At 45.4% G+C, this 12,492-nt stretch carries 10 protein-coding genes; 1 reads left to right on the forward strand and 9 read right to left on the reverse strand.

Features of this window, described 5'->3' with window-relative positions:
- Positions 1-194 precede the first annotated feature (194 nt).
- Positions 195-1,862, forward strand: a complete 1,668-nt coding sequence (locus LVJ86_RS10440; protein ID WP_047761044.1) for a bifunctional metallophosphatase/5'-nucleotidase — start codon at positions 195-197, stop codon at positions 1,860-1,862.
- 206 nt (positions 1,863-2,068) lie between these two features.
- Here LVJ86_RS10440 and LVJ86_RS10445 read toward each other — a convergent pair whose 3' ends face one another.
- The 9 genes from LVJ86_RS10445 to LVJ86_RS10485 form a co-directional block, all read right to left on the reverse strand.
- Positions 2,069-3,469, reverse strand: coding sequence for an L-serine ammonia-lyase (locus LVJ86_RS10445; protein ID WP_047761045.1), 1,401 nt, complete (start codon positions 3,467-3,469; stop codon positions 2,069-2,071).
- Between the two features lie 154 nt (positions 3,470-3,623).
- Positions 3,624-4,400, reverse strand: a complete 777-nt coding sequence (gene lpxA / locus LVJ86_RS10450) for an acyl-ACP--UDP-N-acetylglucosamine O-acyltransferase (RefSeq protein ID WP_047761046.1) — start codon at positions 4,398-4,400, stop codon at positions 3,624-3,626.
- 54 nt (positions 4,401-4,454) lie between these two features.
- Positions 4,455-4,910, reverse strand: a complete 456-nt coding sequence (fabZ, locus tag LVJ86_RS10455; RefSeq protein WP_047761047.1) for a 3-hydroxyacyl-ACP dehydratase FabZ — start codon at positions 4,908-4,910, stop codon at positions 4,455-4,457.
- Positions 4,911-4,923: 13 nt separating this feature from the next.
- The gene (lpxD, locus tag LVJ86_RS10460; protein ID WP_047761048.1) at positions 4,924-5,967 is read right to left on the reverse strand and encodes a UDP-3-O-(3-hydroxymyristoyl)glucosamine N-acyltransferase; all 1,044 of its coding nucleotides are present in this window, start codon (positions 5,965-5,967) and stop codon (positions 4,924-4,926) included.
- Between the two features lie 98 nt (positions 5,968-6,065).
- A complete protein-coding gene (locus LVJ86_RS10465; protein WP_053008336.1) occupies positions 6,066-6,578 on the reverse strand; it encodes an OmpH/Skp family outer membrane protein in 513 nt (170 codons plus the stop codon).
- Between the two features lie 38 nt (positions 6,579-6,616).
- Entirely contained in the window at positions 6,617-9,025 is a 2,409-nt protein-coding gene (gene bamA, locus LVJ86_RS10470; RefSeq protein WP_047761083.1) for an outer membrane protein assembly factor BamA, read from the reverse strand.
- Positions 9,026-9,033: 8 nt separating this feature from the next.
- Positions 9,034-10,371: an RIP metalloprotease RseP gene (rseP, locus tag LVJ86_RS10475; protein ID WP_047761050.1), complete on the reverse strand. Its 1,338-nt coding sequence runs from the start codon at positions 10,369-10,371 to the stop codon at positions 9,034-9,036.
- A gap of 9 nt (positions 10,372-10,380) precedes the next feature.
- The gene (ispC, locus tag LVJ86_RS10480; RefSeq protein ID WP_047761051.1) at positions 10,381-11,568 is read right to left on the reverse strand and encodes a 1-deoxy-D-xylulose-5-phosphate reductoisomerase; all 1,188 of its coding nucleotides are present in this window, start codon (positions 11,566-11,568) and stop codon (positions 10,381-10,383) included.
- A gap of 120 nt (positions 11,569-11,688) precedes the next feature.
- Positions 11,689-12,486 carry a phosphatidate cytidylyltransferase gene (locus LVJ86_RS10485; protein WP_047761052.1) on the reverse strand — a complete coding sequence of 266 codons (798 nt, stop codon included), beginning with the start codon at positions 12,484-12,486 and terminating at the stop codon, positions 11,689-11,691.
- Positions 12,487-12,492: the final 6 nt, after the last annotated feature.

Genomic DNA, 12,492 nt, shown 5'->3' on the forward strand with positions numbered 1-12,492 from the left:
ATAATTTTCAGGCAACAATAAATATGCACACCACCCAAATATTCATTATGAATAAATAATGCATGGCAAATTATCATACCGTTATTTACTAACTGTTTGTTCCATATTTTAAAATATAAGGTTTTTCAACCCCAATATAATTTAACTGCATACAAGGCTTAAAATGCCTCCTTGAATATTATGGAGTATTACCAATGAAAAAAATGCTTTGCACTTTATTTGTGTTATCCGCCGTAAATATGGCGGTAGCAAAAGAGGTGAATATTAAATTCTTAGGAACATCGGATGTTCACGGCCGTATCGTACCGTGGAGCTATGGTGCTGATGTAGAAGACCGCTCAGGTTCATTTTCTCAAATTACAACTTATGTCAATCAGGTTCGCCAAGATCCTAAAAATAAAAATGTAATTTTGGTTGATATTGGTGATGCTATTCAAGATAACCAAGTTGAAGTATTTGCCAAAACACCAGAATATTACAATGATAATCCGGTTCCTAAAATATTGAATGCGATGGGATACGATATTTTCATTCTTGGCAATCATGAATTTAACTTTGGTATGCCGGCATTAGACGCTATTGTAAAAGATATTAAAGCTAAAACATTAGCGGCTAATTTTTACTATAAAGACGGCCGTCGCTATGCGGAACCCACGATGATTATCGAACGCGAAGGAGTTAAGCTCGGTATTATCGGCTTAACCACGCCGATGTCTGCAATTTTTGAAAAAGATACAGGGCATTTGGATAAAATGAAATTTACTTCACCGATTGAAGAAACCAAAACCCAAATCGTAGACTTAAAAGCAAAAGGTGCGGATGCCATTATAGTGCTTGCCCACATGGGAATCGAAAATGAAAATGAGATTCCGGATACAGGTATTGCCGATTTAGTAAATTCAGTAGATGGTATCGATGTCATTATTGCTGGGCATATGCACAAAAATATCCCAAGTGAAACAATTAAAAACACATTAATTACTGAACCTCACCGTTATGGAACCGTAGTTTCCGAAGTCGATTTGAATTTTGATGTAGCTGAAAACGGCAAAGTAAAATTACTCTCTAAAACCTCTAAAACCGTACCTGTAAAAGATTTTGCAAGTGATGCTACAATCGAAGAAATTTATAAACCGTATCATGATGAGCTGCGTAGAATGAATAATGTAGTCATCGGTGAAACAGCAAATGACATGGTTCCGCAAGGTAAAAACCACGGTGTCTCTATTGCATTCTCACAAGATACTGGCATGTCTTCTTTTATTACTGATGCCCAGTTACATTACAGTAAAGCCGATGTTGTTTCTTTCGCTTTTGATTATGAAACCGTGCGTTTGGATAAAGGTCCGATTAAGAAAAAAGATATTATTTATAATTACCGATATGCAGGCGGGGATGTAACCGTTTATGAATTAACCGGCAAACAGCTTAAACAATATATGGAATGGTCGGCCGATTATTTCGACACCATTGAAGCAGGTGACAAAAATTACCGCTACAATGAAGTGCGTGGTAAATCCAAATATGTCACCTTTGATATTTTTGGCGGGGTAAATTACAACATTGATCTGCGCAACCAAAGCGGGAATAAGATCACCGGCTTAAAATTAGCCAATGGTAAAAAAATTACCGATGATATGAAATTGAAAGTCGGTATGAATTCTTACCGTTTTGGACAACTCATTAAAAAAGGCGGTATTTTTGAAGGGCAAACTATCCCTGTATTATGGGAATCTAAAGTTGCAATGGGGCCCGAAGCCGGAACAATCCAAAACATGATGATCGACTACCTATCCAATGTGAAAAAAGGCAAAATTGACGGACGCTCCCACCAGCGCTGGAAATTAGTAGGTTTAAATTAATTTAAAAATAAAAAGGCCGGAATTTTAATATTCCGGCCTTTTTATTGAGTTGGGCTATTTTATTCGCAAATAATGAAGCCGTATAAATAAACGGTTTTCTTAAAGATCATTTATAAATCCGGTTCAAACCCAAATATACTGAGGCCATCTGAAATATTTCAGGCGGCCTCAGTATATGACTGAAAAATAAAACCGTAACAGCGCAATCAACATTCCACTACACGTACCGATACCGGTACGGGTTTTTGCTGTAAGGTAACGGCTAAGCCGGCCAACGAGGTTTCTTTATAAGTCGATTTCATATCACGCCCGGTTTGCAGCATGGTTTGAATGACTTCATCTAAAGAGACCTTTTTCCCGGTGCCGTCTTCCAACAATGCCAAAGCACCCAATTTCAAAGCTTTTTCGGCAGCAATTCCATTACGCTCGATACAGGGGATCTGAACCAAACCGCCAACCGGGTCACAAGTGAGGCCGAGATGGTGTTCCATAGCCATTTCTGCGGCATTCTCCACCTGTTTCGGTGTTCCGCCAATTGCTTCCGCATAAGCACCTGCCGCCATCGAACACGCCACGCCGACTTCACCTTGGCAGCCGACATCCGCTCCGGAAATAGATGCATTGGTTTTATACAAAATGCCAATCGCCCCGGCAGTCAGCAGAAAATTTTCTACGCGCTCTTGGCTCGCATGCGGGTTGAATTTACGGTAATAATGCAATACTGCCGGAATAATGCCGGCGGCACCATTGGTCGGTGCCGTTACCACCCGCCCACCAGCGGCATTCTCTTCGTTGACTGCCATCGCATATACCATCGGCCACAATTGCGTATTTACAATCTCAGTCTCACGCAACACTTTGAGCTTGGCCGCCAATTGCGGGGCACGGCGGCGCACATTCAGGCCACCGGGCAAGTTACCGTCAGACCCCAATCCGCGCTTAATACAACCTTCCATCGCATCGGCTACTGCGGCCACACGTGCGCGTACTTCCGCCTCACTACTGCCGCTCAAGGCCATTTCATTGGCGAGCACCACTTCACAAATATTCAATTGTTCTTCACGGCAACGCGCCAATAATTCGGCTGCGCTTTTAAATGGATACGGCACGGCCGTTTCAACAGTCTGTTCTTGCCCGAACCCTTCTTCGGTTACTACGAATCCGCCACCCACCGAATAATAAACCTGACTAATTAAACATTCACCGTTTGCATCATAAGCACTGAAACGTAATCCGTTAGGATGTAACGGTAAGGTTTCATCACCGTGTATCAACAAATCGGTATCTGGGCAAAAAGCCAAGGTACGGCCGCGCAAATGTAACTCATGCCGTTCGCGGATACGTTGCAAACGGGCAGGCATATCGGCCAAAGGAACATTATGCGGCAAGCTTCCTTCCAAGCCGAGCAAAATGGCGTCAAACGTACCGTGACCTAAGCCGGTTAAAGCCAGCGAGCCATAAGTTTCGGCAACAATACGCTGGACTGACTCCAACAGACCGTTTTGTTGCAAACTGTCTGAAAATGCTGCTGCAGCCTTCATCGGGCCGACCGTATGGGAACTGGAAGGGCCTAAGCCGATTTTAAAAATATCAAAAATGCTGATCATGGTGAAAATATCAAATCCTCAAAACGTCATCATACTGCGGTTATACCGATACGCCTAGCTTTAACAAGACAGACCATTTAAACAGATAACCTAGCCGATAAAATATGCCGTCTGAAAACTTTTTCAGACGGCATAATGCTTCGGATTTTGCAGTCTAACGGATAATACCGCGCGTAGATACTTTGAAAAAGTCTTTAAATACTTTCAGTTCTGGGGCTGTATCACTGAGTTTTAAAACTTCCGCCTTAGCCTCTTCCAAGCCTAAGCCCTGACGGTAGAGTACTTTGTAAACATTTTTAATGTTCGATATTTGCTCTGCACTGAAGCCGCGGCGGCGCAAGCCTTCGGTATTCAAACCGGCCGGTTCCGCCCGGTAGCCTGCCGCCATAACATAAGGCGGTACGTCTTTATGTACGCCAGCGGCAAAAGCAGTCATGGCATGGTCACCGATAATGCAGAATTGATGTACTAAGGAATAACCGCCGAGCAATACCCAATCGCCTACGGTTACATGGCCTGCCAATGAAGCATTGTTAGCAAAAATAGTATGGCTGCCGACTACGCAATCATGTGCCAAATGTACATAGGCCATTATCCAGTTATTATCACCAATACGGGTTTCACCTATACCCGTTACCGTACCGAGATTGAAGGTCGTAAATTCACGGATGGTATTGCCGTTCCCGATAATCAGGCGTGTAGGCTCACCACGATATTTTTTATCCTGCGGAACAGCACCCAGTGAAGCAAACTGAAAAATTTTATTATTCTCGCCTATTGTGGTATGCCCCTCAATCACAGCATGAGGGCCGATTTCAGTACCCGCCCCGATTTTCACATTTGGCCCGATAACGGTATAAGCACCAACCTTTACGCTGCTGTCCAACTCTGCCTTAGAATCAATAAGGGCGGTAGGATGAATCAAAGTCATGCACCTCTCCTATGGTTTTTAAGGCCGTCTGAAAAGCTTTCAGACGGCCTATAATTACATTTCTACTTCACGCTTAGCACACATAATTTCGGCTTCAACAGCCACTTGGCCTTCTACTTTGGCCGTTGCCTTGAATTTGCCGATACCACGCTTGCTGGTAATTAGTTCAACCTCGAATACCAACTGGTCTCCCGGAATCACCTGGCGCTTGAAGCGAGCATTGTCAATCCCCGCAAAGAAGTAAATTTCATTCGGATTACGTCCGCCTTCGCTGAGAATTGCCAAAGCCCCACAAGCTTGTGCCAATGCTTCAATAATCAACACACCCGGCATCACAGGAAAATCAGGAAAATGACCTTGGAAATGTGGCTCATTCATGCTGACATTTTTTAAGGCTGTCAAGCTTTTCATGCTTTCGAAAGCCGTAATACGGTCAAGCAGTAAAAACGGATAACGGTGTGGAATTAATTTTTGAATGTCTTTCACTTCAATAGGTAGTTGGATATCCATGGGTTTGTTTTCCTTATTCATTATCTGATTGCAAAGCGGCAAGGCTTTGTTCCAGTTGTTTGATGCGCTTTGACATATCGCTCAAATGGCGGACATGAACAGCATTGCGGGCCCACTCTTTATGAGTTTGCAAGGGATAACAAGTAGCGTAGTGACCCGGCTCTTTAATCGAATGAGTAACGGCCGTACCGCCGCCGATAGTGGTTTTATCGGCAATTTCAATATGACCGACAAACATGGCGGCACCACCGATGATGCAATACGATCCGATTTTTGTACTACCGGAAATACCGGCACATGCAGCAATAACGGTATGCTCGCCGATTTGACAGTTGTGCCCGATTTGAACCTGATTATCGATTTTCGTACCTTTACCGACAACCGTATCGGCCATAGCACCTCTATCAATCATACTGTTAGCACCGATTTCCACATCATCGCCTAACACTACGGCACCAGTTTGCGGGATTTTAAACCATGAGTCTCCCGCAAAAGCCAAGCCAAAACCATCGGCACCGATAACGCTTCCGCCATGAATCTCCACACGGTTTCCCAATGTACAGCCATGATAAATCACAACATTCGGATGCAGTACCACCTCATCACCCAAGCGGCAGTCATGCTCCACGACTGCTCCGGCCAAAATACGGCAACCCTCACCTAATACAGTATGACCACCGATATAAACATGGGCGCCGATTTCACAGCTGGCCGGCACTGTCGCCGTCGGCTCGATAACCGCTGTCGGATGCACGCCAGCCACAGCTTTTTCCACCGGTGAAAACAGTCGTGCTACTTTGGCAAAGTATAAATAAGGGTCGTCTGCAACAATCAGATTACGCCCCGCAAACTCTTCCGCAACTTTCGGGGATACGATTACCGCCCCTGCATGACTCGCGGCTACCTCTGATTTATATTTCGGGTTAGCCAAAAAGCTTATATGGTCGGCGGTTGCAGATGCCAACGGTTGTACTGCAGCAATAGCCACATTGTCGCCGTGCCAAGTGCCGCCCAGTGCTGCGGTTATTTCGGATAAAGTATAAATTTGCTGATTCATAAATGCAGGTTGCTTCAAAACAGTAAATATCTACATACCTAAGGAAATAATCATATGTTTTTAATATGATTTTCCTTCACATATTTTTATAGTATGTCTTATTGAGCATTAAGTGCTTTAATCACGCTGTCGGTAATATCAAACTTACTGTTTACATATACCGCATCCTGCAAAATCAGGTCATAACCTTCTTTTTTAGCCAGATCGACAATCACCCGGTTGGCACTTTGCTGCAAAGCGGCAAATTCCTCATTTCGGCGCAAGTTATATTCTTCGGCCAACTTGCCTTGCTGCATGCGGAACTGTTGAACCAGCTCTCCTAACTGGCGAACGACTTTTTCACGCTCCGCACCTTGCATCTTACCTTCTTGTAATTGTTTCTCCAAAGCTTCACCTTGCTTTTGCAACTTCTGGAGTGACATTTGTTTGTCTTTGAATTCTTTTTCCAAAGTCGTCTGAATGCGCTGCGCCTGACGTGATTCTTGATATACCCGCTCGGTATTGATAAAACCGAGTTTTTGAAGGCTCTCCGCTGCTAAAGCAGGAGCTGTCAATACACAGCCCATAACAGCTGCCATACTCCAACGGACGAAACAACTATTTGCTTTCATCATACCCATTCTCTTTCTGTAATAGTTTTTACCCGGTTTTAGAATGTAGTGCCGAGCTGGAATTGGAACCGTTGGATCTCGTCGCTATCTTTTTTATTCAGCGGATAAGCATAACTAAACTTCATCGGGCCTAAAGGCGACAACCACGTTACAGCAACACCTGCAGAATAGCGCAGCTCTTCTTTGAAAGTAGAACGGTGTGCTTCTTTGCCGTATACGCTTTGCGATACATTATTGACTTTATAATCGCTATTAGTCGTAGAACTGCCGGTACCCCCGTATGTTTTACCGTCCCAAACACTGCCCGCATCGGCAAATGCGCTTAAACGGACAGTACGGGAATCTTTAACGCCCGGCATCGGGAACAGCAATTCAGCAGAAACGTTAGCCTTTTTATTACCACCGTAACTGATTTTATCACCGTCATCATCATAAACTTTCGGACCGAGCGAACCACTTTCATATCCGCGTACAGAACCCAAACCACCACCGTAATAGTTTTCAAAGAACGGTAATTCTTTGGTTTTACCATAACCGTTGGCATAACCGACTTCTCCCCCCAACATCAGGGTGAAATCTTTATTAAGCGGGAAGAACCAGGTTTGGTTATGCGTGAGGCTATAGTATTGTAGGTCTCCACCTGGCAATCCACCGTTCAGATTCACGCCGGTAATGTAGCCGCGGGTCGGCCATAATGCATTATCTGTTTTATTGCGTCCCCAACCTACACCGCCTTTAAGAATCCAGCCTTTGAATTTACCGATACCTTCGGTACCTTCACCATACTGTTTAATAAAGTCTTTATAACGCTTCGGTGCCCCGGTATAAGTGTTTACCGTCAGGTTTTCTGCACCTAAATTAAAGTTAACACGGTCATACTCCGTAACCGGCACACCCATTCTGATACCGGCACCGAAAGTGGTAGTTTTATATTGCTGGGAGCTTGAGGAGGCTTTACGCGGGTCATAAACACGCCCGTAAAGATCATAACCCAAGCTCACGCCATCGGGTGTGAAATAAGGATCGGTAAATGATAATGAAGCGTTTTGGGTAGTTTTACTGCGCGAAGCCCGAGCAGATACAGATTTACCCGTACCGAATAAGTTATCCTGAGCCACACCCAGCGACATTACCAAACCTGTATCCTGAACCCAACCGGCACTTAAATCGAGGGAACCGGTAGAACGTTCATTAACCGACATGTTCAAATCTACTTGATCCGGCGTGCCGGCTACGGGGCGGGCATCAAATTGGACGTTATCAAAATAGCCCAGCAATTCAACTCGCTCTTTCGAACGTTGCAACTTAGAGGTATCGTAAGGTGCCGACTCCATTTGGCGCAACTCACGACGTACTACTTCATCTCGGGTTTTATTGTTACCGGTAATGTTGATTTCATTTACGTAAATCTTACGCCCCGGTTCTACATGCAACACAAAATCTACCACTCGGGTTTCGGGATTCGGCACCGGCTGTACATTTACTTCACTAAAAGCATATCCCGCACTACCCATAGCCGTCTGAATTGCCTGTAAGCTGTTGACCATGCGCTCACGTTCGTACCAACGGCCTTCTTTCATAGTCAGCAGTTTATACAACTCTTCTTTCGGCACATCTCGAGTGTCGCCCTCAATCTGTACCTTACCCCAACGATAACGCTCACCCTCATGTACCGTCACATTGATGGTCTGCTTGGTTTTATCATCATTGGTTTGCACATCGGCATTAAGTATGCGGAAATCGAAATAACCGTTATTATGATAAAATTCGGTTACACGCTCCAAATCTTGTGAAAATTTCTGCTCATTGAACTGATTGCTCTTGGTTAACCATGTCCACAAACCACCTTCACTAAGTGACATTTGATTACGCAGTTTGCGATCTGAATAACGCTCGTTACCCTCAAAGCTGATATCAGTAATTTTGGTACTAGCTCCCTCATTGATTTTAACGTCAACCGCAACACGGTTACGCGCCAAACGGTTTACTTCAGTCGTAATCTCAACAGACTGTTTGCCACGACTGATATATTCCTGTTTTAAGCTGGCTACCGCCTGATTCAAAGTTGCTTGGCTAAAAGGTTGTGATTGGGCCAAACCCATAGCGGCAAAATTTTGTTGAATGGCGTTGCTAGGCAACATTTTCGCACCACTAATATTAAGCGTACTGATAGTCGGACGCTCTACCACGGTCAACAATACCTGATCACCCATCGTCTCGACACGCACATCATCGAAAAAACCAGTCGCGTAGAGGGTTTTGATAATTTCCTCACTCTTGGCATTGGTGAAGGTATCGCCGACTTTTACCGGCAGATAGTTGAATACCGTGCTCGGCTCGGTCCGCTGCAAACCTTCGACGCGGATATCCTGAATAGTAAAATCGGCCAATGCCAGCGGCGAAAGGCTCAGCATCATCAAGGTTGCGGTAAGGTGTTTCAGTTTCATCATAAGTTTTATCCAAGCAAACGGGTAATGTCGTTAAAGAAAGCCACCAGCATCAGCATCAGCATTGCTGCCATGCCCAAGCGCAAACCCAACATTTGAATGCGCTCGCTCAAGGGCTTACCTCTTATCCACTCGGCGGTATAATACACCAAGTGACCGCCGTCCAAAACCGGAATCGGCAATAAATTCAATACACCTAAGCTAACGCTTACCAGTGCTAAAAATTCCAAATAACTTTGCAAACCCATAGCTGCCGTACGTCCGGCAACATCGGCAATCGTCAGCGGCCCGGAAATGTGACTGGTTGAAGCTTGGCCTGTCAGCAATTTACCGAAAAATTTTACTGTCATTACCGAGTAATTCCACATCTTTTCAGTACCCATTGCAAAGGCTTCTCCAATGCTGGGCATATATTGATGGCGGATTTTTTCATCCCACGCTTTATCCCGCTCTGCAGCTACGCCTACTTTACCCGACAACATTCCGTTAGCGGACATCTCCGAATCAGGGCGCAATTGGGTTTTGGCGACAGCACCATCACGACCGTATGTAATCTCTAGGTTTTTACCCGGGCTGTTCCGAAACAATACCACCCAGTCTCTCCAGTCGGATAACTCGCGACCATCAGCAGCAAGTAAAACGTCGCCTTTTTTCAAGCCTGCGCGCTCAGCAGGGCTGTTAGGCGCAACCAAACCGATTTTATTGGTTAACTTAAACGGTACGAAGCCGATATTGCCTTCCTGCTTTGCCACATTTTTAGCAGCCTGCGTACCTGCAACATCAATCGTGCGTGTGGCGTTAGTAGCATTTTCTGTTTGCACATCTACGGCAACCTGGCCTGCTTCCAAATTCAAGACTATTTCTGCTTGAGCATCCGTCCAATCTTTCACTTTGGTACCGTTTACCGACAGAATTTTGTCGCCAGGCTGAAAGCCTGCTTTTGCAGCAATACTTGCCGGCTCGACCATACCTACATACGGGCGTATTTCTGTAACGCCGAATGAGAAGCTCAAACCGTAAAACAATACTGCCAACAGTAAATTAGTAAGCGGGCCGGCTGCTACAATCGCGATACGCTTTGCCGGGTGCTGTTTGTCGAAAGCGTAGGGCAAGTCGGCTTCTGGCACCGGGCCTTCCCGGGTGTCGACCATTTTGACATAACCACCCAACGGAATCGGTGCCAGGCACCATTCGGTATCTCCCCGCTTTTTCTTATAAAACGGCTTGCCGAATCCGACACTAAACCGCAATACTTTCACGCCAAACAGGCGTGCAACGGCATAGTGGCCAAATTCATGCAGGCTCACCAAAATCAAAATAGCAACAATAAAAGCTAAAATAGTCAAAACTAATCCTTAACCCTGCAAACCGGAAATATATTGTTGCGCGTGGGAACGGGTTTCCGTATCCTGCGCCAACAAACCGTCCAAATCATTTAGGCCGTCTGAAAATTCCTGCTGTAAACAATGTTCCACTACTTGTGCAATATCAGTAAAGCGGATCTTACTCTGCAAAAAAGCGGCTACTGCCTCTTCATTAGCGGCATTCAACACGCACGGCGCACCACCGCCCGCATACATTGCATCATAGGCCAATTTCAAACAAGGAAATCGGACAAAGTCGGGCTTGCTAAAAGTCAAACCGCCTAAACTACCGAAATCCAAAGCATCCACACCCGACTCGATACGCTCAGGCAATCCCAAACAATAGGCTATCGGCGTTCGCATATCAGGAGTTCCCATTTGTGCCAGTACCGAACCATCCAAATAGCGTACCATACTGTGAATCACACTTTGCGGGTGAATTACGACTTCGAGTCTGTCGGGCGGGCATTGGAATAACCAATGCGCCTCAATCAGCTCTAAGCCCTTATTCATCATAGTGGCTGAATCTACCGAAATCTTCTGTCCCATGCTCCAGTTAGGATGCTTCACTGCTTGAGCCGGCGTAATACTTACAAAATCAGCCAAATCGGTATTTAAAAAAGGGCCGCCCGAAGCAGTCAGGATGATTGACCGTATCCCGTGTTCATCCAATCCGCCCCGATAATTCGTCGGCAATACTTGGTAAATAGCATTATGCTCGCTATCGACCGGCAAAACCCAGGCGCCACTATCTTTGGCCGTCTGCATAAACAGGGCACCGGACACAACCAAGGTTTCTTTATTAGCCAGATAAATAGTCTTGCCTGCACGGGCGGCAGCCAATGCCGACGGTAGTCCTGCCGCTCCAACAATCGCAGCCATCACCGCAGTGACCTCTTCTGCTTCTGCAACATCAATTAAAGCCTGTCGACCATACAATACCTCAGTTTCACAGTGCACCTCAATCAATCGTTGCGAGAGCTGTGAAGCATGTTCGGCATCCGCCACCACGGCGTATTGAGGGCGAAAGGCCAAACATTGTTCGGCTAATTTCTGTACCTGTTTGTGGCCGGCCAAAGCAAAAATACGAAATTTGTCGGGATGTCGTGCCACTACATCAAGCGTACTCTCACCGATGCTGCCGGTACTTCCCAAAACGGTTAAGACTTGTCGGGTCATGATTTGGTTCTTATTTAAAAACCGCACTAAAATATTGATGCGATCTTGATATTTATACAACCGCCTAAAAAGGCAAATTCAGACGGCCTGCCGAATATGCAATGCCGTCTGAAATATTAGTTATGCGAATAATACTGTCATTGCAGCATAAACGCTCAATACTGCAATTAAGCTGTCGACACGATCAAATACGCCGCCGTGTCCGGGCAGCAGGTTACTACTGTCTTTAATACCGGCAGAACGTTTCAACCAACTTTCCAACAAGTCGCCCCCTACGCTGACTACCGTCAGTATCAAACCAATACAAATTGTGCCTATCCAAGAAGTATCGAAAGCCAACCAACCTGCATTCATTACCAATGTCAAATAAACGGCCACACATAACGCGCCACCGATTGCCCCTTCCCAACTTTTTCCCGGGCTGATAGCAGGCGCAAGCTTGCGCTTACCGAATGCTTTACCACAAAAATATGCGGCGATATCCGCAATCCATACCAAACCCATCACAGCCAGTAGCGAAGTTGCGGCTTCTGTACTCGGCCGCAAGGTAACCAATGCAAACCAGAAGGGGACCATCAATATCCAGCCTACGCTGTAAGCTTTCCAATTTGCCTGTAGCTTCCATTTTTTAATCAGCCATAACGGCATGGCAACCAACCAGAACAACAATACAGCCAACCAGACTATTGGTGGCAGAACCCAATTACCGGCATAAGCAACCACACCGAATAGTGCGGTAAAACCCAAATAACGATGGTTTTGCTCGCCGCTAAAGCCGCTCATACGGGTATATTCCCACAAAGCCAGCAACGCAATCAGCCCTGAAAATAACGCCCAAAACACATCGGAAGCATAAAACAGCATACCCAGCATAAGGGGCAGCAATATTAGAGCAGTAATCACACGTTGTTTTAACATAACAAT

The sequence above is a fragment of the Neisseria arctica genome (assembly GCF_022870905.1).
Classification (GTDB): Bacteria; Pseudomonadota; Gammaproteobacteria; order Burkholderiales; family Neisseriaceae; genus Neisseria; species Neisseria arctica.